Origin of the sequence: Leptospira yanagawae serovar Saopaulo str. Sao Paulo = ATCC 700523 (assembly GCF_000332475.2) — a bacterium.
In the GTDB taxonomy this organism is placed as follows: domain Bacteria; phylum Spirochaetota; class Leptospiria; order Leptospirales; family Leptospiraceae; genus Leptospira_A; species Leptospira_A yanagawae.
In genome coordinates this window covers 95,170-118,879 of record NZ_AOGX02000039.1, presented here as the reverse complement: position 1 = coordinate 118,879, position 23,710 = coordinate 95,170, and the positions used below count along the sequence as shown (strand labels likewise).

General features: G+C 40.6%; 21 protein-coding genes. 16 read left to right on the top strand and 5 right to left on the bottom strand.

The annotated features are described in order from the left end of the window. The first annotated feature begins 21 nt into the window (after positions 1-21). From LEP1GSC202_RS17215 to LEP1GSC202_RS17190, 6 genes are all read left to right on the top strand, one after another. The gene (locus LEP1GSC202_RS17215; protein ID WP_015678941.1) at positions 22-1,782 is read left to right on the top strand and encodes a proline--tRNA ligase; all 1,761 of its coding nucleotides are present in this window, start codon (positions 22-24) and stop codon (positions 1,780-1,782) included. Positions 1,783-1,979: 197 nt separating this feature from the next. Beyond that, entirely contained in the window at positions 1,980-3,173 is a 1,194-nt protein-coding gene (gene trpB, locus LEP1GSC202_RS17210) for a tryptophan synthase subunit beta (protein WP_015678992.1), read from the top strand. Continuing rightward, positions 3,166-3,966, top strand: a complete 801-nt coding sequence (gene trpA / locus LEP1GSC202_RS17205; protein WP_015679017.1) for a tryptophan synthase subunit alpha — start codon at positions 3,166-3,168, stop codon at positions 3,964-3,966. The genes trpB and trpA overlap by 8 nt, the downstream gene beginning before the upstream one ends. A gap of 90 nt (positions 3,967-4,056) precedes the next feature. Continuing rightward, the gene (locus LEP1GSC202_RS17200) at positions 4,057-6,384 is read left to right on the top strand and encodes an adenylate/guanylate cyclase domain-containing protein (RefSeq protein ID WP_015678951.1); all 2,328 of its coding nucleotides are present in this window, start codon (positions 4,057-4,059) and stop codon (positions 6,382-6,384) included. A gap of 7 nt (positions 6,385-6,391) precedes the next feature. Next, positions 6,392-8,281: a 1-deoxy-D-xylulose-5-phosphate synthase gene (gene dxs / locus LEP1GSC202_RS17195; RefSeq protein ID WP_015679012.1), complete on the top strand. Its 1,890-nt coding sequence runs from the start codon at positions 6,392-6,394 to the stop codon at positions 8,279-8,281. A 64-nt stretch (positions 8,282-8,345) separates the two neighbouring features. Next, positions 8,346-8,831: a tetratricopeptide repeat protein gene (locus tag LEP1GSC202_RS17190; RefSeq protein ID WP_015678939.1), complete on the top strand. Its 486-nt coding sequence runs from the start codon at positions 8,346-8,348 to the stop codon at positions 8,829-8,831. Here the strand turns inward: LEP1GSC202_RS17190 and LEP1GSC202_RS17185 are convergent. Then, on the bottom strand, positions 8,828-9,319 hold the full coding sequence (locus LEP1GSC202_RS17185; protein ID WP_015679031.1) for a hypothetical protein: 492 nt from the start codon (positions 9,317-9,319) through the stop codon (positions 8,828-8,830). The two genes, LEP1GSC202_RS17190 and LEP1GSC202_RS17185, sit on opposite strands and share 4 nt — an antisense overlap. Positions 9,320-9,324: 5 nt before the next feature. Continuing rightward, positions 9,325-9,729: a lipoprotein gene (locus tag LEP1GSC202_RS17180; protein ID WP_039929351.1), complete on the bottom strand. Its 405-nt coding sequence runs from the start codon at positions 9,727-9,729 to the stop codon at positions 9,325-9,327. A gap of 83 nt (positions 9,730-9,812) precedes the next feature. Here LEP1GSC202_RS17180 and LEP1GSC202_RS17175 point away from each other — a divergent pair, with 83 nt between their 5' ends. Continuing rightward, positions 9,813-10,499 (top strand): hypothetical protein, encoded by a 687-nt coding sequence (locus LEP1GSC202_RS17175; RefSeq protein ID WP_015679003.1) that lies wholly within the window; start codon positions 9,813-9,815, stop codon positions 10,497-10,499. On the opposite strand, the gene LEP1GSC202_RS17170 is transcribed toward LEP1GSC202_RS17175, so the two are convergent. Beyond that, positions 10,500-11,402, bottom strand: a complete 903-nt coding sequence (locus LEP1GSC202_RS17170; RefSeq protein ID WP_015679030.1) for an NAD(P)/FAD-dependent oxidoreductase — start codon at positions 11,400-11,402, stop codon at positions 10,500-10,502. 38 nt (positions 11,403-11,440) lie between these two features. Beyond that, positions 11,441-13,978, bottom strand: a complete 2,538-nt coding sequence (locus LEP1GSC202_RS17165; protein ID WP_015678995.1) for a cyclic nucleotide-binding domain-containing protein — start codon at positions 13,976-13,978, stop codon at positions 11,441-11,443. 87 nt (positions 13,979-14,065) lie between these two features. Between LEP1GSC202_RS17165 and aroA the strand changes: the two genes are divergently transcribed. Further along, a complete protein-coding gene (gene aroA, locus LEP1GSC202_RS17160; protein ID WP_015678980.1) occupies positions 14,066-15,352 on the top strand; it encodes a 3-phosphoshikimate 1-carboxyvinyltransferase in 1,287 nt (428 codons plus the stop codon). Positions 15,353-15,459: 107 nt separating this feature from the next. Here aroA and LEP1GSC202_RS17155 read toward each other — a convergent pair whose 3' ends face one another. Beyond that, the gene (locus tag LEP1GSC202_RS17155; protein ID WP_015678984.1) at positions 15,460-16,977 is read right to left on the bottom strand and encodes a histidine kinase dimerization/phosphoacceptor domain -containing protein; all 1,518 of its coding nucleotides are present in this window, start codon (positions 16,975-16,977) and stop codon (positions 15,460-15,462) included. Between the two features lie 144 nt (positions 16,978-17,121). Between LEP1GSC202_RS17155 and cmk the strand changes: the two genes are divergently transcribed. From cmk to LEP1GSC202_RS17120, 8 genes are all read left to right on the top strand, one after another. Further along, positions 17,122-17,874 (top strand): (d)CMP kinase, encoded by a 753-nt coding sequence (gene cmk, locus LEP1GSC202_RS17150; protein WP_015678959.1) that lies wholly within the window; start codon positions 17,122-17,124, stop codon positions 17,872-17,874. 20 nt (positions 17,875-17,894) lie between these two features. After that, positions 17,895-19,595, top strand: coding sequence for a 30S ribosomal protein S1 (locus LEP1GSC202_RS17145; RefSeq protein ID WP_015679004.1), 1,701 nt, complete (start codon positions 17,895-17,897; stop codon positions 19,593-19,595). Positions 19,596-19,599: 4 nt separating this feature from the next. Beyond that, complete coding sequence (locus tag LEP1GSC202_RS17140; protein ID WP_015678943.1) at positions 19,600-20,346, top strand: tetratricopeptide repeat protein; 747 nt, start codon at positions 19,600-19,602, stop codon at positions 20,344-20,346. A 3-nt stretch (positions 20,347-20,349) separates the two neighbouring features. Further along, positions 20,350-20,964: an ATP phosphoribosyltransferase gene (hisG, locus tag LEP1GSC202_RS17135; protein ID WP_015678972.1), complete on the top strand. Its 615-nt coding sequence runs from the start codon at positions 20,350-20,352 to the stop codon at positions 20,962-20,964. Positions 20,965-21,031: 67 nt separating this feature from the next. Beyond that, complete coding sequence (gene rpmF / locus LEP1GSC202_RS19755) at positions 21,032-21,232, top strand: 50S ribosomal protein L32 (protein WP_015679024.1); 201 nt, start codon at positions 21,032-21,034, stop codon at positions 21,230-21,232. Positions 21,233-21,237: 5 nt separating this feature from the next. After that, positions 21,238-22,260, top strand: coding sequence for a phosphate acyltransferase PlsX (gene plsX / locus LEP1GSC202_RS17130; protein WP_015678954.1), 1,023 nt, complete (start codon positions 21,238-21,240; stop codon positions 22,258-22,260). 138 nt (positions 22,261-22,398) lie between these two features. Next, positions 22,399-23,160 carry a 3-oxoacyl-ACP reductase FabG gene (fabG, locus tag LEP1GSC202_RS17125; protein WP_015678965.1) on the top strand — a complete coding sequence of 254 codons (762 nt, stop codon included), beginning with the start codon at positions 22,399-22,401 and terminating at the stop codon, positions 23,158-23,160. A gap of 108 nt (positions 23,161-23,268) precedes the next feature. Next, positions 23,269-23,706 (top strand): hypothetical protein, encoded by a 438-nt coding sequence (locus tag LEP1GSC202_RS17120; RefSeq protein ID WP_015679005.1) that lies wholly within the window; start codon positions 23,269-23,271, stop codon positions 23,704-23,706. Positions 23,707-23,710: the final 4 nt, after the last annotated feature.

The following is a 23,710-nucleotide window of genomic DNA, read 5'->3' as shown; positions in this document are numbered from 1 at the left end:
TGATAAAAAGAGAAAAATGTTATGAAAGCTAGTTCTTATTTAATACCTACCGCGAAAGAAGACCCACAAGATGCAGTCGTTGCCTCTCATAAATTGATGATGCGTGCGGGTCTTATTCGTAAATCTGCAGCGGGATTGTATTCGTATTTACCAATGGGTTTAAGAGTCCTTCGTAAAATTGAAAACATTGTCAGAAAGGAAATGGACAATGCCGGTGCATTGGAATTCCAACTCCCCATCTTAACTCCAAGTGAAATTTGGAAAGAGTCAGGTCGTTGGGACAAAATGGGTAAAGAAATGTTTCGATTAAAAGACCGTCATGATAATGAAAGTTGCCTTGGTCCCACACATGAAGAATCGTTTTGTGTGTTAGTGAAACCGATGGTTCGTTCTTACAAAGATTTACCGATCAATGTATATCAAATCCATACCAAGTTTCGTGATGAAATCCGCCCAAGATTTGGGGTGATCCGATCTCGTGAGTTTACTATGAAGGATGCTTATTCCTTTCACTTGGATGATGAATCCTTAGATAAAACGTACCAAACTATGAGAAAGACTTACCGCAGGATATTTGCAGGAATGGGTCTCTCAACCATTCCTGTACAAGCTGATTCTGGAAATATGGGTGGTTCTGCATCAGAAGAGTTTATGGTAGTGTCACCAATTGGAGAGGAAACTCTAACGATTTGTCCATCGTGTCATTACTCAGGCAATATTGAAAAAACTCCTGTTATAACGAATAAAAATGCAACAAAACAAGCGTTTAGTGGAAAAGGCAAACTTCACACTCCTTCTAAAAAATCAATTGCAGAAGTTGCAGAATTTTTAAATACAAAAGAAGAGAATCTTTTGAAAGCTGTGGCACTTGTTGCCGATGGACAATACGTTCTTGTTTTATTGGAAGGTGACCGCGAGCTAAACGAAAACAAACTAAAAAATCATTTGGGTTGCAATGAGCTGAGGCCAATGGGACCTGCAGAAATGGAGAAACTGGGTCTAGTTCCTGGTTTTATTGGTCCAGGGTTCCCGAAATCAGAATCACTCAAAGTTTACATTGATGCTTTAATTGATTGGAATTTATCTTATATTGCTGGCGCCAATGAAGCAGACCACCACATTGCAGGCGTTCAACTTTCATCTTTTTTCAAAGAAGAGGAAGTTACAAAAATTGATGTTTCCCAAGCAAAAGTTGGTGACCCATGCCCTTCTTGCGGAACGGGACTCACCGCCGAGAAGGGGATTGAAGTGGGCCATATCTTCAAACTTGGTCAAAAATACTCGAAAGCTTTCGACATTACCGTTCTCAATGATAAAGGGAAAGCCACAATCACAACCATGGGTTGTTACGGGATTGGAGTGAACCGTTGTATGGCCACCGTTATTGAACAATGTAATGATGAAAAAGGGATTTTTTGGCCGATCTCCATCGCTCCGTTTACGGTTTGTTTGGTGAGTATTGCGAAAAATCCAGACGATATTGCAAAAATAGAATCGATTTACGATTCTCTCGTATCAGCGGGTATAGAAGTGCTTTGGGATGATCGTGACCTTGGCCCTGGCTTTAAATTTAAAGATTCTGAACTCATTGGTTTTCCGATTCGAATCACGTTAGGAAAAGGATTTTTAGAAAAAAATGAAATCACGATCCTAAATCGAAAGTCAATGGAAGAAGAGACAATTCACTTTACGACAAATGAAGATTTGGTAAAAAATATCCAAAAGAAAATTCATACTCTCGAAGAGGAGCTCCAAACGGGTGTTTCTCTTGCGGGAACATGAACATTTTATAAAAAATTTTTTGAAGATCAACGAAACGTCTCGATAATCATTGGCCTTTGTGATAAACAGAGGTCATTGGGTGGCGGGTGGTTATCCCCACCCAGTTCGATGCGGGCGGGGAATTCTATCGAAAAAATCCCTCACTTCCCCCATAAGAAGCAGTTTTCATATTCGCCTATCCCCTTATCTTGGGACATATGGGCAAAAACCAACCTGGATATTTTGGAGAATTTGGTGGCAGATACGCACCAGAAATTCTAACAGAAGCTCTTGAAGAGCTTGAATCCACCTATCAAAAGTTAAAGAAAAGTAAAAAGTTCAAAAAAGAACTAGAGTTTTACTTACAAAACTATGTCGGAAGACCTAGTCCTTTAACATATGCAGAACGTCTCACCAAACATTGGGGAGGTGCTCGTATATGGCTCAAACGTGAAGATTTAAATCATACGGGTGCTCATAAAATCAATAATGCCATTGGACAAGCGTTAATCGCCAAATTTATGGGCAAAAAAAGAATCATTGCTGAAACCGGCGCTGGCCAACATGGTCTCGCAACGGCAACAGTTGGTGCTATGTTTGGAATGGAAACCGTTGTTTATATGGGAGCGGTAGATGTGCAAAGACAAAATCTCAATGCCAAAAAAATTGAGATGTTAGGTGCTAAAATATTACCAGTCACGGCAGGTGAAGCCACACTCAAAGAGGCAACGAGTGAAGCCATGCGAGATTGGGCACTCAATGTATCCACTACTCATTACATTGTGGGTTCAGCCATTGGGCCTCATCCATTCCCAACAATTGTAAGAGACTTACAATCTGTTATTGGAAAAGAAGCTCGTTCTCAATTCAAAAAACAAAACCACAAACTCCCTCATGCCATTGTTGCCTGTGTGGGTGGTGGTTCCAATGCAATTGGAATGTTCCATGCTTTTTTAAAAGACAAACACGTTGCCATTTATGGTGCCGAAGCAGGAGGACTGGGACCAAAACCTGGAGAACACTCTGCCACGTTGACTTATGGTAAAACAGGATTTTTACATGGAACAAAAACTCTCATCATCCAAGATGATGGTGGGCAAATTGTACCTGCACATTCAGTTTCCGCAGGGCTTGATTATCCTGGTGTTGGACCTGAGCATGCTTTCCTATCTCAAACCAAACGGGTTGATTACCGTATGGTTACCGATGAACAAGCATTAGATTCTTTTTTGGAAGTTACACGTGTAGAGGGAATCATTCCTGCATTGGAAACGGCTCATGCATTCCATGTAGCCCGTGATATTGCAAAAGATTTAGGCAAAAAGAAAGACCTCATCATTTGTCTATCGGGTCGTGGTGATAAAGACGTAACTGAAGTGTTGCGTTTGTTAGGTGAAAAAACAAATGAGTAAAATAAAAGATCTTTTTGATAGTGGGAAAATAAAATCGGCTTTTATCCCATATTTTACGATGGGAGATCCAAACTACAATGACTCCATAACTTTTGGGAAAACGATTTTGGACAATGGAGCCGATATTTTAGAATTAGGAATTCCCTTTTCGGATCCTGTAGCAGATGGACCAGTGATCCAAAGAGCAGTGGCTCGTTCTTTAAAAAATAAATTTTCGTTTGAGGAAATCTTTCGAGTGACGAAGGAAATCCACTTACACAAAAAAGAAACACCACTTGTATATCTTACTTATTTCAACCCAATTTACCATTGTGGGATCCAAAACTTTTTAAACCAAGCAAAGGACGCGGGTGTTGTGGGTCTTGTGATCCCTGATTTACCCTTTGATACCAAAGAAAGTGAAACCCTTTTCCAAGAATTAAGAAATAGGGATATGGATTTGATTCATTTGGTCACTCCAGCCTCGACGAAAAAACGAATTGAAGCCTTAAAGAAAACTTCATCAGGATTCATTTACTATGTGACTTCCTTTGGGGTGACTGGGGAGAGAAGGGAATTCTCGGTGGATTTAAAAGAAAGGATTCGATTCCTAAAAGATACCCTCGAGCTTCCCATTTGTGCAGGATTTGGGATCTCCACTCCAGAACAAGCGAGCCAAATCGCTGGGTATGCAGATGGAATCATCATAGGATCAGCCATCCAAAGGGTGATCGAAGAAAATGGGGAAAACGTGACCACTGCTCAAAATGCTTTGGCTGAGTACATTGCAAAGATTCGGGCATCCATTCCCTAAATTTTTTTCCACAATCTCTCAAAAACATTTGAGTCTCTTTAAAATTTCCGAGAAAATGGTCGGAAATTCCTAAACGAATAAAGAGGCTCTATGTCCGACAAAGAATCAAAATCGCTTTCGATTTTGGATTACCTCAGTGTTGCCGTTGCCACACTTGGGTCACTTGGTGTGATCGTTTCCGTTCTGATGACAGGTTGGGTATACGAGTATTCCTTCCTAATTGGTGGGATGCTCCTCCTACTTGCGTCCTCCTACTTTGTATATAAAATCATTGAAAAAGTTTCCAAAGACAAACAAAGGTCAGGTGCTATTTGGTTGTCTTATGTAATTGCCATTTTTATGTATACGATGGTAAATACATTCCAACCTTTGAAAGAGTTGGAAGAAAATTCCATTTCATTTCGGTTTCAATTTTTAAGAGGTTCCAATACCAAAACAGAAAGTGAAGGAGATACAGGTCGTATTGAATACATCCAATACAATCCTCCAGCCAATGCCAGAAAGGATATCAATATCATTGGTATCACAACAGAGTCACTTGAAAAATTGCAAGGGACTTGGCCACTGCCATGGAGTTATTATGCGGATATCATAGAAACATTTAAAGATTCGAACAATATTCTAATGTTCGATATTTTCTTCGTAGATTACAAACCAGGCCAAACCGAAGAGATGGTCGCTGCATTGCAAAAGAATCGCAATGTTTTATTTGACTACCCTATGGAAGTCAGTGCGGAGTCCAAAGAAGCTGTACTCAATTTAGAGAAACGAATTGATATCTTAAGAAAATTCCAAATCAAAAATGTCATCGATGAAAACGATGCAGGAATTTCTTGGGTGAAATTCCCACAACCACCAATCGAGCCAATCGGTGATTTATCAGCTGGTCTTGGTTTTGCGAACGTCAAAAAAGACGAATCTGGACTCAACCGAAAGATGCCTCTTGTGGTTAAGGTTTACAACTCGGGACGTGATCGTGAAACAGAATATTTCCCTTCCATCGATTTACTCATTGTTTGCCAGTACTACGGGATCAATGTGCAAAAAGACGTCGAAGTGAATATGGGCCATTATGTTAAACTAAAGAACATCCCTAAAAAAATCATTCGCGAGTTCAACGTCAAAGCTCGTAAATTTGAAGAACGTGATGTCATGCATATCCCAAATGAAAATAGGGAAGTGGTCATTCCCATTGATAGGGAAGGCCAAATGGAAATCAACTTTGTGGGAGGAAGGTATTCTTTCAAACAAAATGAAATCTTCGAAGTCACCAATGATTGGAATCAGGAATTACTCGAAGCAAACCAAATTAATAACAAAATTTTCCTAGTTGCGATGTACTATGCTACAGGCCGTGGGGCTTCGAAAGACTCCCACTTATCTCCGTTTGGCGATATGTCTGGAATTGAACACCACGCTCATGCAGTTAACACGATTTTAAACCAAGACTTTTTGTCCACTGTACCGAACTGGGGGATTTTTCTCATTTATGTGGGACTTGGTGTGATGATCGGATTTTTGCAACCACGTGTGAAAACACATATCGGTTTTGCGATTATGTTAACGCAGTTATTACTGTATGTTGTGGCAGCACTTTATATTTTCCAAGCCTTCAACTTGATCACGGTTTTACCTTCTGTTACAATCGAACAAATTGTTGTCTTCGTGGCCATCATTGGATTTAGGATTTTAACAGAAGAGGAAAACGTTAAATACATTCGCCAAACCTTTTCGAAATTCGTATCCAAAGACGTTGTGGATGAGCTCCTCAAACACCCAGACAATTTAGCACTTGGTGGTTCGAAACGAGAAATCACCATCTTTTTCTCTGACGTTCGTGGATTCACAACCATATCCGAACAATTAGGACCTGAAGACCTGGTCAAATTGTTGAATGAATACCTTTCTGCGATGACGGACATCATCATTGAATACAAAGGAACAATCGATAAATACATGGGTAATGCGATTATGGCTTTCTGGGGAGCACCAGTTCCTTTGGAAGACCATGCTTATTACGCATGTGTGGCAGCACTTGCCCAGCTCGATCATTTGAAAGTACTACAACAAAAATGGGCTGAGCGGAATGTCCCTGTAATCGATATCGGATGTGGACTGAACTCCGGTCCGGCCGTAGTCGGAAACATGGGTTCCTCACATAGGATGGAATACACTTGTATGGGTGATACAATCAATCTTGGTTCCCGATTGGAAGGATCTAACAAAATGTACACCACAAATATCATCATCTCGGAATACACTTACGAAAAAGTAAAAGACCGCGTGGTGACACGAGAACTCGATTTGGTGCGTGTAAAAGGAAAAACCCAACCTGTTCGGATTTACGAATTGCTTGGAATCACAAACCCAGAAGATATGGAGAAAATGAAGCGGCCTCTCCAAAAGGCGGCAACATGAAGTTTCAATGCCATCGTATCCATATCTCGACAAAATTAATTTTCCAGAAGACCTTAGAACCTTAAAGGAAACGGACCTCCCTGCCGTCTGCCGTGACGTCAGGGAATACATCATCGACACCCTCTCCGATGTGGGGGGGCATTTCGCCAGTAACCTTGGTGTTGTCGAACTCACAGTCGCCCTCCACTACGTCTTCCAAACTCCGAAAGACAAAATCATTTGGGATGTTGGCCACCAGACCTACCCACATAAGATCCTTACGGGTCGTAAAAAAGAACTCCCTACGGTTCGCAAATGGATGGGTCTTTCTGGTTTTCCCAAACGCGAAGAGTCTCCGTATGATTTGTACAACACTGGCCACGCTGGCACTTCCATCTCCCAAGCCTTAGGAGAAGCCTGTGCCCGTGACCTGATGGGAGAGTCGTATAAAGTCGCTGCTGTGATTGGAGATGCATCCATTGCCACGGGTATGGCACTCGAAGCCATGAACCATGGTGGTCACATCAAACCGAATATGCTTGTGATCCTCAATGACAACTACATGTCGATCTCCAAAAATGTTGGATCCATCTCCAACTACCTCAATCGAATCATCTCTTCCCAAGTTTATAATAAAGGGAAAACTGCCTTTTATGGATTTTTAAAATGGATTCCACTCATTGGGCCCGCCTTGCAGGCGCTAGCTCATAATATGGAAACTTCGTTCAAACATTTTATGATGCGCCCAGGTGGGCTGTTTGAGGACTTGGGATTTACTTATTTTGGACCCATCGATGGACATGATGTGAATCGTGTGGTTCAGATGTTGCAAAACCTATCCAAAATCCAAGGCCCCATCCTCCTGCATGTTCTCACACAAAAAGGGAAAGGATACAAACCAGCAGAAGCAGATCCGATAAAATACCACGGAGTCACACCGTTTAATAAAGAATCGGGTAAAATGGCTTCCGCTGATGCCAATAAAATTGGTCTATCGAAAATCGTTGGAAAAACTCTGATCGATCTAACAAACAAAGACAAACGTGTTGCGGTCATCACACCGGCAATGATTGAAGGATCAGGTCTACGGGATTATCACGAGACCTATCCAAACCACACCTTTGATGTGGGGATCGCCGAACAACACTCAGTTGCCTTTGCAGGTGCCATGACAAATGGCGGTGCCATTCCATTTATGTGTATTTATTCTACTTTTCTGACAAGAGCTCTTGACCAATTGGTCGAAGACGTATCCCTAATGAACTTACCGGTTCGGTTTGTCATTGATCGAGCAGGGATTGTAGGACCCGATGGAGAGACCCACCAAGGTTTGTCTGACTTAGGGTATCTTGCAGGTCTTCCCAATATGGACATTATAGTTCCAAGTTCGGCCCAAGACATCATCGATAGCCTTCATTTTATGAAAGACTATACAGACCATCCCATTGCGATTCGTTTTCCAAAAGACAACGGCGACTTACGTGAGTTAAAGTTTGAAACTCCAAACCAAGTGACAAAAGCAAAAGCAAGAGTCGTATTGGAAGGAAACGAATTACTGATTCTTTCTATTGGATTTATGTTACCTATTGCTAAACAGGTTGCTGAGATTTTGAAAAAGGAAGGAATCTCTGTTTCTGTGATTGATTTGTTTTGGTTACGACCATACGATAAGGATCTTGTCCATTCCTACATTACAAAAACCAAACAATTTGTGATTTTAGATGAAAGTTACCTCCACGCAGGTGCTTCTGGTTACCTCTTAAACGAAATTCCAAATTCACTCATCGGCAAGTTTTTAAAAACTTTTGCCCTACCTTTGGAACCCATCCACCACGGAGAAAGGAACCAAATCTTAGAGCATTACCGTTTGACAGCTTCTCAAATTGCCGAGGATTTAACTCTACTTTTGCAAAAATAAAAAATAAGTTTTCAAGGAGATTTTTAAGACTTCCGAAAATGAAAGAAAACAGGTGAGGATCTCTTTGTCTTCAAGTTCTTTCCAACTTTCTTTAGATTTAGCAAAAGACCATTTTAAAATCGGTGATTTAGACCGTGCCGAGTTCCACCTTCGTTCCAGTTTAGAATTGGAAGAATCAGAGGAAGCTTATTTTTACTTGGGACTTGTCCAAAACGCACTAGGTTCCTGGAGTGATGCTTTGGCTTCGTATTACAAAGCAGTCAGTTTAGACCATGAATATGGAAATCCATGCAATGAAATTGGTGTTTTACTCCTCAGAATGGGGAATGACAAAGAAGCAGTGTATTGGTTAAAAAAATCTGTTCGTTGTGAAAGAAATGATGCACCTCACATCTCATATTTCAACTTAGCAACACTTTACAAACTTTGGAACCGTCCAGAAAGGTCCTTACAATACCTTCACAAAGCTCTTTCCTTAAAAAAAGATTTTATGGAAGCAAATGAACTCTGGTTGGAACTAAAAAAAGACGAAGAAGCTCCTTCCAATTAACTGTAGTCAGTGGGGAGAGGAACTTTCACTTCTCCCTCATACATTGGAATTTGCATTTTTACACCACCCCAATCTAAATAGGTAATTCCCTCTTCTTCAATCAACAAATCTGACAATTCTTTTGCCGCATTCCAAGTGAAACGGTATTTGATCCTAACCTCATTTGACCTAAGTCCTAGGATTCCACCGTCATTCGTTTCATAAATCTCAAATTCACCAAATGGATAATTACGGCCATCATCTGTGATAAAGGTAATTTCTCCTTTATCAATTTCCACATGGACAACATGACAAGGAAACCCATCTATTTTTACATATCCATGTTCCGAAAGTTCTCCAAAGGTATTTTCGATATACACACCTTTTTCATTTCCATGAAGGTTGTTACGAAAATAGGTGAGGATTTCTTCTTTATCGATAGGATTTCCGCGAAAGATCCATTCGTCATTAGATGCGATATAAATTTCAGAATCAAATTTTCTTGGCATAGGTGTTATTTATAACGAAAGGCATATCCTTTCCAATAGGGAAGGTTTGATTGTTGGAGGTAGGAATTCGTGGTGCGACCTCGTTGGTCCATGGTTTGTACCGAGACATTGTCAATCATGGTTTGATTTTTTTCCGTCATCCAAACTCCATCGATTTTACGTTGGAACATGTCCTTTTTCAATCTGGGTTCATACTCTTCCCAAGTAAGGTCTTCTGTATTGCGAATGATGATTTCTCCCACAATTTTAAAGAGTTTTTTGGGTCTTTCTCTTAAGATTTCCACTTCTTGCCATGTTTGCACCCTATAACGGTGATCATTTGGCCTAAAATCGGGTTCAGGGATAAAATCCACAGAAGAACATCCCCAAACAAAACAAATGCATAGAAAACCGTAAAATTTGAACCGCATTTTAACCCTTAGACAAAAATATGCTATACATTGGCAGAATTACCATAGGATAAGCAATACAAAGATTTAGGCACCAAGCTTTCATGGAAGAAACAGACATAGGGAAAAGAAAACGGGAGAACGTACTCAAAATTGGTTACTCTACTTTAGATGAAATTGAAGAAAAAGTAAAGGCCTTTCGAGTAATGAACCAAAATGCCGTGAAAAAACGGTATCTCATCACCCGAGACCCCATTTTGGACCCACAAGGGAAAGTACTTCTGGCAAAAGCTCAGGAAATTGACGTTTCTGCCGCAAAACTGCTTCGTAGGCACTTCAAAGGTGCGGATATGTTTAAGGTTTTCCAACCAGACGAAGGACTTGTCATCATTTCCGACATGTCTACGATGGAAGGGGTGTCCTTTTCCATGGACATTGTGACTCAGATCATGAATTTGGGTGGTGGTGCGTACGAAGGTTTTATAGACCGTGTGGATAGTTTTGAAGACTTCATTGGACTCCTCAAGAAAAACCTGTTTCCTCGTATGATCATTGTGGGATACCTTCCCAAAGAAAAAATCCAAACCGAAATCATCAATTTTGTAAAAGTGAAACGATTGGATAATTACTTACGGGCGCTCGAGTTGACCCATACTGTTTTTAAACCAACAGCCTACTTTCCTAAAATCAAACAAGTGAACATCTCACAAGAAGACCCGAAGTTATGGGGTCGATTTGTGGTAGAGATTGTCCGCGAATACACAAGACCTTACTTTGTAGAAGAAGTTTAATTAAGACAAAATCATAGCTCGGTTGAGCATTGCCCCTGCCAAGTTCCCTGAGTGGATTGCATGTGCTACCGACCGAAACATTGAAGCCATATCTCCTACTGCATAAACTCCTGGTAAATTGGTTTCATAAAAATTTGTCACTTCTACATGACCACTGGGTAAAAGTTTAATGCCAAGTTCTTCTGGTAATCTTGAATGTTGTATCATTGGTAACTTCGTATACAAAGCTTGGATGGGATGTTCTTTTCCAAAACCGAACGAAATCGAAGAAATCTGTCCTTCCGAATGATAAAGCGCCTTTACGACATCGGTGACGATAGAAATCCCTTCTGATTCTAATTGGATTTGTTCTTCTTTTGGAAACTGGACGGGTCCATTTGTGTAAACAGTTAATTCCTTGGTCCAATGTTTTAGAAATTTAGAATGTTCGTATACACCTGGTTCATTCATCCATAAACCTGTATGGGAGCCCACAAATTCATATCCATGGCAATACGGGCAATGGATGACCGATTTTCCCCAGGCCTCTGCAAATCCAGGAATCTCCGGTAAAATGTCTTTTAAGCCAGTCGCAAAGATCAATTTATTGGTTTGGATTTCAGAAAAACCATCTCCATGGATTAAAAATCCAGATCCATCTGGTTTGATTTTTGTAACTTCTCCTAACAATAATTGAAAGTTTGGATACTGCATTAAGTCAGATATTGCTTTTTTACGAATCATGGATGGGTGAATCCCATCATGGGTGATCAAGTTATGAGAAGCAGGCGTATTTTTGTTACACGGTCTTTCTGCATCTATGACAATGATTTTGCGAAGGGATCTAACAAGCGAAAGGGCCGCAGAGAGTCCCGAAAAACTCCCACCTATGATCGCAACATCAGCATTTTGAGTGGATTCCATAAATGCAACTATGTTGCGTTTATGGAATCTGGCAAGGATTAAACTTCGTAAAACGTTAAATTCTCATACAATTCTTTTGGTAAATTTCCACTTGCATCCATGTACTTTTTATACTTGTTTTCAAATTCTTTGTGTTGGCGGGTCCGAATGTTTTTGAAGCGGTTGTGAAGTTCAGAATACGCTGGTTGGGTGGAAACCTTCTCACGAATGTTTTTGTGAAAAGGGATATGTCTGTAAAAGATCGAACGGACAACACGGTTTACCCGTTGTACACCTTCTGCTTCATAACGAATCCATAAAGAATAGTCGTATGCAAATTTATCTCGGTCAGTACGGAATCGTTTGAACTCAGAAGAAATTTTTTCTTTGAGTTCTGGAGACAGATCCTTACTTTTTTTATAAAACTGCACATAATCTGTGTAATCTGCTGTGATGGATGGGATTCCCACATTGTTCCAATCGGGTCCAAGGATATTTTTACAAAGTTCCCATCGGAAAGCCGCAATCGCTTCCAACATAAAGGTTTTGAGATCACCTGTTACAAAATGTGGGATACAAATTCGACCTCTTGATTCCTTTGAACCTGCGCCACGGAAAATGGAAAGGTCTTGCCACATCATGATCTTCGGTCCAATCGATGGAACTAATATAAAATCAGGAATGATCGATCTTTGGATGAATTCGTTTTTGATTCCAATTTCTTCATTTCGGTAAATGACCTCACGATTGAAAGCAGTGTAATCAATACTTAATATATACTGTAAGGCTTTTTCGACATCATCTTTGGAAACAAAACATTTTTCAAGAGGGATTGTGATATGGTATTTTGTAAGGATTGGAAAGTGACTCGCAATATTCCCTGACGTCAAACGAACGTTTGGTTCATACATGGAAGATATTTCTGATGCTAATCTCGCTTCTCCTGTATCATAATCAGGTGGGATGTCCTTTTCGGATTTGATCCCTGAGTCTTTTAGATCCATTTTTAATTTTTCAAAAAAGGTTTGGCCAAGTTCGTCCACGGAAGTTGGAACTTCTCGTGAATAAATTTTTTCTAACCAATCGGTGCCATGGTGGATGGGAGCACTCGGATTCCCTCCAGGTTGGTACAAACGCCCTACAAGTTCTACGATATGCCCATCATCAAGTAAGGTTTCATCAAAATAACCGTAACGTAACATGAGTTCGACGGCTTTGGGTGCTTGTTTACCTGCCTGTAACCATTTGGTGAAGGATTTTTTATAAACATCCCAATAGGTTTTGGCGATGGTTCTACGAATTTTACGATTATCAGGTTCTGGATCCAGTGGGTTTTTGAAAGACTTAAGTTTTACCATTAAAGTGGAAAACTCTTTCACTGCTTCGGGATCTGCTTGGGAATAATTGAGAATCTGACTTGCGGAATTTAATAACTCCACTTTTAACGCTTTGGTATCAATCCCTGCGCGGATAGGATCCCCTCCTTGTGCAATCGCTTCTTCTTTGTTTTTTTGTGCACTGAGTTCGTGGCCGTATTTGGAAGTGAGCTCCGCTTGTTTGGATTCTAATTTGTCCAAACTATTGCCAAGTGAAGCATAATTTGTTCCAAAGATTTGTTTGTATTCCTCAAGTAATGCTTTTGATTTTTTTAATGCCCATTCCGTGATTGGGAGAAGGGTAGTGGAAGGAATCGTCGAATAACCCGTATTAAATAAATCTAATGTGAGGTTGAATTTTTCTAAGAGTGCGTTTTCTCCTGCAAACATAGAACTCATCATTTCAGATAAATCAAAAGTTTCTTTGCTCAGAAGTTCGAATAACTCGCGGTAGGTTTTTACATAACTTTCCGCAGCACTTTGCAAAAGACTTGGATCGGCTTCAAACAAAGCTTGTGAAATTTTTGGATTCACAGAAAGGATTTTTCGAATGAAATGGAATTCTGCATCATTCCATTCAATGGATTCATTATAATCTTTTTCGAAAAACTCTCCATGGTCTTCTTCTAAAAATGTGATTGAAGGTTTGTCTGGTAAAATTCCACCGTGTTCTTGGTAACCAGCTAAATTGTTTCGGATGAGTTTCATCACAGGATCAATGATATTATCATCCCGAGTGATCAGAGCACCTGGAGTGACATCAGAAAAGATTGAAGGATTTAAAATATAATAAACGGCACCAAGGTTATCCATGGTCTGTTCAAACTTTGCAGAAAGTCCTTTGATGGACAATACTCGTTTGTAGAGTTCTCCAATTTCCTTGAGTAAGGTACGAACGGCCATCACCCCAACTGATACCTTTGTCGTGAGTGTTTTTTTTGCATTGGCTTGGTTCATTACATACGTGGATACCACACATGTTGTTTTGGCACGAATTGTATAAGGGTAAGGTGTCCCCTCTAATAGTGCAAAGATACCAGGTGTAAGGTTTGCTCCATCCAAACTATAAAGTACAATGCTTGTATCGCCGAGAGTAGTCTCCACTCGTACGGAACCCTCGTGGAGGATGTTCATAGACGTTGAGGCCTTACCGCCAATGAAAAGGACTTCACCTGGATTGACTGGGATCTTTTGGTTATTTTTACTGGTATCTAGAGGCATTTGGTTGTTCGTAAAAGAAACTTAGGTTTCCGACAAACGCTAATAAAGAAGCGCCAAATTGCAAAATACTTTTTAGAAAAATACAACATGTTACGACCACAAATCAAATTAAATGCCAAAAAAGAAATTTATGTCCCAGGGGATAAGTCAATCTCACATCGGTCGGTGCTTTTTTGTGCCCTTTCCCAAGGAAAATCCGAAATCCATGGTTTTTTAGAAGGGGAAGACCCTCTTCATACCTTACATTGTTTTGAATCAATGGGACTTTCTGTCACATCTCTAGGGAAGGGGAGTTACCAAGTGGTAAGCCCTGGCAAAAACAATCTAAAATCACCAAGTAAGGTATTGGACTTCGGCAATGCAGGGACAGGGATACGGCTTTCGGCAGGGCTAATTGCAGGCCTTCCTGGAATCAATGCCACTCTCACAGGGGATGCATCTCTTTGCAAACGTCCCATGGCAAGGATCATGAACCCATTAAAAGAAATGGGAGCTGATATCCTTTCCGTTGCAGGGAACGATCGAGCGCCACTTCAGATCCATGGAAAACAACTCCAAAGTTACTCCTATGTAAGTCCGATCGCCTCAGCACAAATCAAAAGTGCACTTGTGCTTGCTGCTCTGGCTTCTGGTATCTCAATCGAATACAAAGAATCGGAAGTTTCGAGAGACCATACCGAAAACATGATTCGGTTCCTAGGTGGAAACATTGTCCACCACTCTCCTGTTCACTTTATTGTCAAACCTCCCTACAACTTTGAAGGGACTAAGTATGTGATCCCGGGGGATATTTCCAGTGCAGCATTTTACATTGTGTTTGGACTTTGTGTTGGGGGAAGTGAACCTCTCCTCATCAAAAACATTGGACTCAATCCTTCTCGGATAGGAATCCTCACTGTATTACAAAATATGGGAGGTAAAATTGAAATCATCGCCAAACGAGTGGAATGTGGGGAAGAGATTGGAGATTTACTTGTATACCCATCCAAACTAAAGCGAACGATCATCACAGAAGATTTAATCCCCTCTATCATAGACGAAATCCCAATCCTTACCATTGCAGGTCTTTTTTCCGAAGGTGGTTTCCAAATTTCCCATGCCGAGGAACTCCGAGCCAAGGAGTCAGATAGAATCCATTCCATGGTCACCAATTTAGAAAAATTAGGTGTGAAGGTAAATGAAGTGAAAGACGGTTATGAATTTGGTGAAATTGATTCCATACTAAAAACCAAAATCGAAACCTTTATGGACCATAGGATAGCAATGAGTTTCGCCATCCTGTCAAAATTATCGGGCGTCGAACTTTCGTTTGATGATACAAGCTGGGTTGACACAAGTTTCCCAGGTTTTTTTGATATCCTAAAATCGTTTTGAATCGATTGGGATGGATGAGGTTACAAACATATGAACCTAAAAGTTTTGGAATCCAAACTAAGTTGAGTCATTTGCGTTTTGTTTTTGACTAAAAAGGAAAAAGAATTTTAAAAAGGAAACTTGAATTTATATTCGGCTCCATTCCCTCCAAAAAAGGAAAAATCACCTTTAATCTGTTTGGTGAGCATAGTCACCAAATTGATTCCAAAACCTTGGTTTTCGGTGTTTGTGGTTTCAATTTGAAACCCACTCCCATTGTCTCGAATCTCCAAATGAAAATGGTTCCCTTCTCTCGAAACTCGAATGGATATCGTTAGATCATTTGTATTATTTTTAGCGTATTTGAGGCTATTGGTGAGGAGTTCGTTCGTGATGATCCCAATGGCTTGCAATTTTTCCGGACTCAGTTTGAAATCTTCTGCGACGAACTGGAGTTGTACTGGAAATGGAAACAAGGAAATGATTTCCGTTGAAAGTGGTTCCAAGTATTCCTTTAAAGAAAATTCTTGGACAGGTTTTCCCGCATACAACTTATCATAGAGGATTGACATAGTTTTGATGCGACTTGTCGCTTCTTTTAAGGAATTTTTGACAGCATCATTATCATTTGATACCATTTGTAGCTGTAATAGATTGCTTAGAATTGTCATATTGTTTTTGATTCGGTGATGGACTTCACGTAGGATCATTTCTTTTTCTAAGAGAAGGGCATTTACTTTTTCTTCCGCAATCTTTCGTTCCGTTACATCGTGGATGATGCAATAGAGAAGTTGGCGATGGTTCGATTCAAGTGGTGTTGAATATACTTCCACTTGTTTTGATTCACCACTTGCCAAAAGGTGTGTGAAGGTTAAAAAACTTTTGCCTTCCCGGTAATCAGAAATTTTTTTTTGTTCCTTCTCTGTTTCATCCCAATGATTGATTCGATCAATTTTCATTTTGGTGAGTTCCTTGTGGGGATACCCATAAAATAAAACTGCAGATTCATTGGCGTCCAGGATCTCTCCTGATTCTGGATCAATGATCAAAATCATAGATGAGTTTTTTTCAAAAAAATCACGAAATCGTTTTTCACTTTCTGTGAGTTGCATTGATGTCTTTGATTTTTCGATTGCGATACTGACAAGGTCTGCTGTTTCCGTGATGATAAAAATATCAAATTCATCTGGACTTGCAATTTCATGGTGGTAAATCGCAAAGGTTCCAAGGATGGTATCGTCATGAGAACGAATGGGTTCTGACCAACAAGAAAGTAGTCCCACTTTCAATGCGATTTCTTTATAATGTTTCCATAATGGACTTTTATCGATATCAGTAACGATGACTCGTTTGCCAGTGTAAGCTGCGGTCCCACAAGAACCAGCTTCCGGGCCGATGGTTGCTCCTTCGATGGCATCATTGTATTCCTTTGGCAATGTGGGGGCAGCACCAATTTTGATTTTCGAGTTTTGGATGAGAACAATCGTACATACCATCGATGGGTTAAGGGTTTGAATCCCTAAAACGATTTCATTGAGAATGGAGGGAAGGGGAGCATTTTTGACAATGAGTTCCAAAATCCCACTGCGGAAACTTTCAAAGTCAGCAATGCGTTCTGGATCCAGATTACGATTTCGAACTTTCACGAAATTCCCACCTTCTTCCGATGATCATTGGGACGAAAAAAAACATGTCAATAGGAATACAACTACCTCTGGTTAGCTTAAGATTCCCGCCAAGAATTCCTCTCGACGAATTCAATTCCTCTCTAGTATTTTGGTCATCTAGTTATGAGTTTACAATTGATAGAAAACGTAATCGCCATCGATGGACCTGCCGGTTCCGGAAAAAGTACCCTTGCCCGAATGATCGCAAATAAACTGGGGTATCATTATTTGGATTCAGGCGCATTTTACCGTGCGTTGACTTTTGCACTCTGGGAAAAATTCCTTACCACAAAAGAAGATGAGTCGCGATTTCCCTTTTTCACCGAAAAACTTGCCGATGCCACCCTTCTTGAGAAAGAGGAAGCTGAGTTCGGATTTTCAGTCGCAAAGATCCCCGTACATTGTGAACTTTCTTCCCAAGGGGAAAACCTTATGTTTTTAGGCGAAAGGGACATAAGCCATGAAATCCGAGACCCAGAAATCACAAAAAAAATCCGTTACATAGCCCCAAGACGTGCCTTCCGAGAAATTCTGAACCGCCACATCCGAGAATTTGCCAAAACCCATAAATTGGTTATGGACGGCCGCGATATCGGAACAGAAGTATTTCCCAAATCCAAATACAAATTTTTTCTCACTGCTTCTGTGGAAGTCCGAGCCAAACGCCGATATGATGAATTAGTTGCCAAAGGCTTCAAAGCCGACCTAAACCACATCAAAGAGGAAATCGTGGCCAGGGATGAAAGTGACACCACCCGTACTGTGGCCCCACTCAAACAAGCTTCGGACGCAATCCTGATTGACACGAGCACCCTCGACACAGAAACTGTCCTAAATACTATCCTGTCCAAGGTTTCACCCTCTGGGCAAATCTAAGTTTTGTATCCCGGTAACCATTGAATTCAACCAACCCATCCTCCCCCAAAAATGAGACCACTTCCTTCGGCGAATTATTAGAGAAGTGGGAATCGCAGTCACAAGCACAAGAACAAGAGAACTCCGCAGGAAAAGGCACCCTGATTGAAGGGACTGTAGTCGATGTCATCGGTGACACTGTTTTCCTTGATATTGGAGAAAAATTAGAAGCTCGTGTTTCTCGTGAAGACTTCTCTGAAACGCCAAAACGTGGTGAGAAAGTCAGTGCGATCATCAAAAAACGGGTCGACGGGTATTGTGTCCTCTCCAAAAAAGAAGCGGACCAAAGAGTTGGTTGGGAAACCATCAAAGATGCAAGCCAAAACGGTTACCCACTTTCGGGTAAAATCGTTGGAGAAGTGAAAAACAAGGGATACCTTGTGGAAAGTGAAGGCATTCAGCTCTTCCTTCCCGCATCTCATGTGGGAGTTCGATTTAAAGAATCCACTGAAGGTGGAAAAGAGTTTTCATTCAAAATCATTGAACTCAATGAAAAAACAAGAACCGGTGTGGTGTCTCGTAAAACCCTTCTCGACGAAATCAACGGCGAGAAATGGGAAGAACTCCTCGGGAAAGTCAAAGTAGGGGACAAAGTTACAGGAAAGGTTGTGAAAATCGCCAACTTTGGTGTTTTTCTTTCTGTTTACGAAGTGGTGGGACTGCTCCGCCAAAACGATATCTCTTATAAAAAATTTGCTCCTTTCAAACAATACTTTAACATCGGCGCTGAAGTTGAAGTCATCGTACTCGAAGTTGATAAGGAAAATAACAAACTATCTCTCGGCATCAAACAGTTGTATGAAGATCCTTGGGCTTGGGCGAAGAAGGAACTTGAAAAAGGAATGGTCGTACGAGGAATCGTGACTTCCCTTACCAACTTCGGAGCCTTTGTAGAACTCAAAGAAGGTTTGGAAGGTCTCATCCATACAACAGAACTTTCTTGGGCTAAAAAACCGCCTCATCCAAAAGATGTTTTGAAAAAAGGCCAAGAAGTTGACTCTGAAATTTTAGACATTGATTTCGAAGCAAGACGTTTGTCTCTCGGACTCAAACAACTCCTCCCTAACCCTTGGGAAGCTCTTTCTGCTAACGTTCGTGCCGGAAACGTGCTCGAAGGTAAAATCACAGGCATTACGAAATACGGTGCATTTGTGGAAGTAGAAAGTGGAATTGAAGGACTCATTCACATCTCTGATATCACTTGGGATGAAAAAGAAAAGAACCCACTAAACCTACTCAAAAAAGGCCAATCGGTTCAGTACAAAATCCTCGATGTGAACTTAGACGCACAACGAATTAGCTGTGGATTGAAACAACTTTCCGAGCACCCATACGAAGCACTCCGCAAAAAATACCCACCGGGTACACTTGTGGAAGGCCGTGTGAAGTCGATTGTTAGTTTCGGTGTATTCGTAGAAGTAGAACCAGGTTACGAAGGCCTTGTTCATATTTCTGAAATCCCAGATGGTCGAAACATTAAATTAGAAGATCTTTATAAAGTAGGGGATTCCGTTCGCACAGTGGTTGTGAAAATTGAACCTAACAACAAAAAGATTTCTCTCTCTATCAAAGACTTTGATAAAGCGGTAGAAAGAGAAGAGATGGCGAAATACATGAAGGAAGACAACCAACCTTCACGTGAATCCATCGGATCTTTTATGAATTTAAACCAAAACCGATAGGTCTATGGATAAGTTTCACAAAAAGAACATCATCGAACAAAAAAAACAAGCCGAACTCATCCAAAAGGATGAGTTCGCTGACTTTGAAGGTTCTAAAGCAGAACTTTTGTTTTTAAAGTTCACTCATTTTTTAGCTAAAAATCGTAAGTCAGTTTTTATTTCTCTCGCTTCCGCCATTATTGTGTTAGCTTGTGTCATCGGTTTTTTTGAGTATAGACAATACTTATTTGAAAAAGAAACTGTTACATTAGAAGATTTAAAACTTACCCACCAAAAAGCAAATGTTAGTTTGGATGCACAAATACAAAGTTTGGAAGTTTTTTTACAAAACCAAAGTACCGGTCGTATGGAACTTCGTGTTTGGAAAGACCTTTCCAAATTGTATGCAGAAAAAGGTGAATTCGGAAAGGCAGCAACTTACCTAGAAGATGCGGCAAAAAAAATCGACACTCCAAAAGAAATCAAAGCTCTTTATTTTTACATTGCGGGCAACTACCGTGAACGTGAAAAAAATAATGGGAAATCATTAGAAAATTATAAAATCGCAGCAACAGTGGTGGAACCGGCACGTGAACTCAATGGGTTTAAGGCGTGGTCGTACTACCAAGCGGGACGATTGTCTTACCTCACTGGTGACAAACAAGGAGCAAAACAATTCCTGGAAAAAGCTGTGAAACTTGATGGCGCAGAATCTGGGGAAGAAGTCAAACTCCTTTCTAGTTATTTACTGCTGAAACTCGGGAAAAACTAATCTATGTTAACTTTGGCTCTTCCGAAAGGTAGGCTTGCCGAAGAAACTGCTCTTCTTTTGCAATCCAAAGGGTGGCTAAAAAACTTGCCATCTGAGGGTTCCAAAGAACTCACCTATGTCTCCGAAGACAAACGCCTCCGTTTACTTTTTGTTAGATCCCAAGATGTCTGCACTTATGTGGAAGAAGCTGCGGCGGATGCAGGAATTGTTGGTTGGGACATCTTAAAAGAGGGTGGTTTTGACCTTGTAGCCCCTGTGGATCTAAAACTAGGTGCATGCAGGCTTTCTCTCGCTTCCTTCCCTGACTTTGATCTGTTTGCCAAACGTTCCAAAGTGCGTGTGGCCACCAAATACCCAAACCTTACCCGCGAGTATTTTTTTTCCAAAGGCATATCCTGTGAAATCATCAAACTTTATGGATCCATTGAACTAGCACCCATTGTGGGCCTTTCGGATTGTATCGTGGACCTAGTTTCCACTGGTGGAACCTTAAAAGCCAATGGACTCAAAGAATTTGAGTCGATTTTGTATAGTACGGCCCGTTTGGTAAGCAATCGCTCCTCTTTTTATCACAAACACGCCGAATTACGGTCTCTTATCGAGAGCCTAGAAAATTAAAATATTGTTTTCACATCGGATTTCCAAAACATAGTAAAAACCAGTTATAATTCCATAGAGGATAGCCATGGCAGTCCCAAAGAGACGTAAATCAAAATCGAAAGTTAGAACAAAAAGAGCCCATCATGCGATTGGCAAACCTAACTTAAACCCGTGTTCCAATTGTGGATCATTTGTTCTGTCCCACCGTGTTTGCCCTTATTGCGGTTTTTATAAGGGAAAACTCGTAGTCGCTCAAAAAGTTAAAAAAACAACCGAAGATAACTAACCGTTATGTGGGTCGCCGTGGACGCGATGAGCGGAGATTACGGCCCTGAAGCAATCGTCGAGGGCGCGGTACTGGCAGTACGAGAATTCGGACTGTCTGTTTCGCTCGTTGGCGATGAACAAGAGTTACTTGATATCCTGTTAAAATTCGATTATGACACAGAAAAAATCCGTGTCATACATTCTACCGAAATCATCGGTATGAATGATTCTCCTTCGATAGCAGTTCGCGCTATGGAGGATTCTTCCGTAGTCAAAGCAGTTCGTTTGGTAGCAGATAAAGAATGTATCGGTGTGTTTTCACCTGGAAACACTGGAGCTACTATGGCCGCTGCATTATTGCATCTTGGCCGACTACCAGGTGTTTTGCGTCCTCCTATTGCTGCACCCATTCCAAGAGAAGAAGGACCACCTGTTATCTTGTTAGATGCCGGTGCCAATGTAGACTGCAAACCCGAATATTTAGCACAGTTTGCGGTTATGGGTGAAATCTACTCACGAGAACTCTTTGGTGTCAAAAATCCAAAGGTAGGCATACTTTCCAATGGGGAAGAAGACAAAAAAGGAAATACCGTTTCCGTCAAAACCTTTGATCTCTTAAAAAAAATTCCATTTAACTTTGTTGGGAATGTAGAAGGCCGAGATTTATATGGCAGTGGTCGCGAAGTTGATGTTGTCGTATGTGATGGTTTTATTGGAAACATTGTATTAAAAGCCACTGAAGGCCTTGCAAAATCTATTTTTAATGTGTTACGTAATTCCATAAGGCAATCCAGTCTTGCCCAAACAGGCGCATTATTATTAAAATCCACTTTTACTGCCGTGAAAAAAAGATTAGATTACGCTGAATATGGCGGGGCACTCCTGTTAGGTGTGGAAGGCATTTGTATGATTGGACATGGGTCTTCCAATGCTTTAGCTGTTAAAAATGCAGTGAGAGTGATTGCTGAATGTGCCAAACATGGAATCAACGAAAGGATACGAGAAAGACTTGGTGAATACAAAACCATTTTGGGAGATTCCAATTGATGGAGTTAAGTTCCCATCGCTTAGTGTTTGTTATACTAGATTTTTTTTCGTTAAACGAATCGATGGATCGGTTTTATTTTATTTTTTAGAATTTTGTTAAGTAAATTGTTTAGGAATTAGAAAAAAGAGGAACCAAAAATGATCAGTTTATCAGGGAAAACAGCCATCGTAACCGGTGGTGCAAGAGGAATTGGAAAGGCAACTTGTTTGAAACTTGCATCTCTTGGTGCAAACATCGTCGTAGCAGACATGAACCCAGAGGCAACCAATGCAACTGCAGAAGAACTTAAATCTAAAGGTTATAAAGCCATTGCCGTTGTAGCAAACGTATCTGTGGAAGAAGATGCGCAAAAACTCATTGATTCTGCAAAAAAAGAATTTGGATCTGTTGATATCCTTGTGAATAACGCTGGTATCACTCGCGACACACTTCTCATGAGAATGAAAAAAGAGCAGTGGGATGCAGTGATTGCTGTAAATTTAACAGGAACTTATCTCTGTACACAAGCAGCAATCAAAGTGATGATGAAACAAGAAAATGGTGGATCCATCATCAACTTATCTTCTATCTCTGGTGAAAATGGAAACATTGGACAAACAAATTATTCTGCTTCAAAAGCAGGTGTGATTGGTTTCACAAAAGCTGTAGCTCTTGAGATGGCATCTAGAAAGGTTCGTTGTAATGCAATTGCTCCAGGTTTTATTGCAACAGAAATGACTGAAGCAATCCCTGAGAACATCAGACAAGGTATGGTGCAAGCGATCCCATTGAAACGTGCTGGTCTTCCTGAAGACATCGCAAATGGAATTGCCTTCTTAGCATCTGACGCATCTTCTTTTATCACAGGTCATATCCTTGATATCAATGGCGGTGGATTTTTGCCAGGTGGCGGTCACTAAAATTAGGATCACTCCTTCCACTTGGGCTATTCAATTCTCAAGTGGAAGATTTTGTCATAAAAAGTAGAACCAAGAACGCATTATTTCTCCTATACCAAAGAGAAATCAATGCGTACCCAACCAAAACTATACCAAATTCTAGAAAAAGCCCATATCGATACGAAAATCGCGGTTGCAATCCAAGACTGGATCGTTGATACTATTGAAGCGAAACGAGACCAAGGTTTGACCAACATGCAAGAAACAAAGATTCTTCCCATGCACCAGGAAGTGAGAACGGGATTCGATTCCATTCGCTATGATATGAACCAAAGGTCAGAATCTTTGCGAAATGAGATGAATCTTCGATTCGAATCCTTTCAAACAAATATGGATGCTCGTTTTGAATCCATGCAATCGACAATGGACGCTCGTTTTGAATCCATTGAAAAAAGATTGGATGCCATCAACTTCACCATTCGAATTTTAGGGATCCCAATTGTGGGGGCAACGATCGGTGGTTTAGGTGTGATTTTTTTGCAAATTTATGAGCGTTTGATTCGATAATCGA

Coding starts and splice junctions, on each gene's coding strand:
- fabG (WP_015678965.1), top strand. CDS start 22,399: ATGATCAGTTTATCAGGGAAAACAGCCATCGTAACCGGTGGTGCAAGA.
- LEP1GSC202_RS17185 (WP_015679031.1), bottom strand. CDS start 9,319: ATGCCAAGAAAATTTGATTCTGAAATTTATATCGCATCTAATGACGAA.
- dxs (WP_015679012.1), top strand. CDS start 6,392: ATGCCATCGTATCCATATCTCGACAAAATTAATTTTCCAGAAGACCTT.
- aroA (WP_015678980.1), top strand. CDS start 14,066: ATGTTACGACCACAAATCAAATTAAATGCCAAAAAAGAAATTTATGTC.
- cmk (WP_015678959.1), top strand. CDS start 17,122: ATGAGTTTACAATTGATAGAAAACGTAATCGCCATCGATGGACCTGCC.
- trpA (WP_015679017.1), top strand. CDS start 3,166: ATGAGTAAAATAAAAGATCTTTTTGATAGTGGGAAAATAAAATCGGCT.
- LEP1GSC202_RS17180 (WP_039929351.1), bottom strand. CDS start 9,729: ATGCGGTTCAAATTTTACGGTTTTCTATGCATTTGTTTTGTTTGGGGA.
- LEP1GSC202_RS17175 (WP_015679003.1), top strand. CDS start 9,813: ATGGAAGAAACAGACATAGGGAAAAGAAAACGGGAGAACGTACTCAAA.
- hisG (WP_015678972.1), top strand. CDS start 20,350: ATGTTAACTTTGGCTCTTCCGAAAGGTAGGCTTGCCGAAGAAACTGCT.
- LEP1GSC202_RS17215 (WP_015678941.1), top strand. CDS start 22: ATGAAAGCTAGTTCTTATTTAATACCTACCGCGAAAGAAGACCCACAA.
- trpB (WP_015678992.1), top strand. CDS start 1,980: ATGGGCAAAAACCAACCTGGATATTTTGGAGAATTTGGTGGCAGATAC.
- LEP1GSC202_RS17200 (WP_015678951.1), top strand. CDS start 4,057: ATGTCCGACAAAGAATCAAAATCGCTTTCGATTTTGGATTACCTCAGT.
- plsX (WP_015678954.1), top strand. CDS start 21,238: ATGTGGGTCGCCGTGGACGCGATGAGCGGAGATTACGGCCCTGAAGCA.
- LEP1GSC202_RS17165 (WP_015678995.1), bottom strand. CDS start 13,978: ATGCCTCTAGATACCAGTAAAAATAACCAAAAGATCCCAGTCAATCCA.
- LEP1GSC202_RS17170 (WP_015679030.1), bottom strand. CDS start 11,402: ATGGAATCCACTCAAAATGCTGATGTTGCGATCATAGGTGGGAGTTTT.
- rpmF (WP_015679024.1), top strand. CDS start 21,032: ATGGCAGTCCCAAAGAGACGTAAATCAAAATCGAAAGTTAGAACAAAA.
- LEP1GSC202_RS17120 (WP_015679005.1), top strand. CDS start 23,269: ATGCGTACCCAACCAAAACTATACCAAATTCTAGAAAAAGCCCATATC.
- LEP1GSC202_RS17140 (WP_015678943.1), top strand. CDS start 19,600: ATGGATAAGTTTCACAAAAAGAACATCATCGAACAAAAAAAACAAGCC.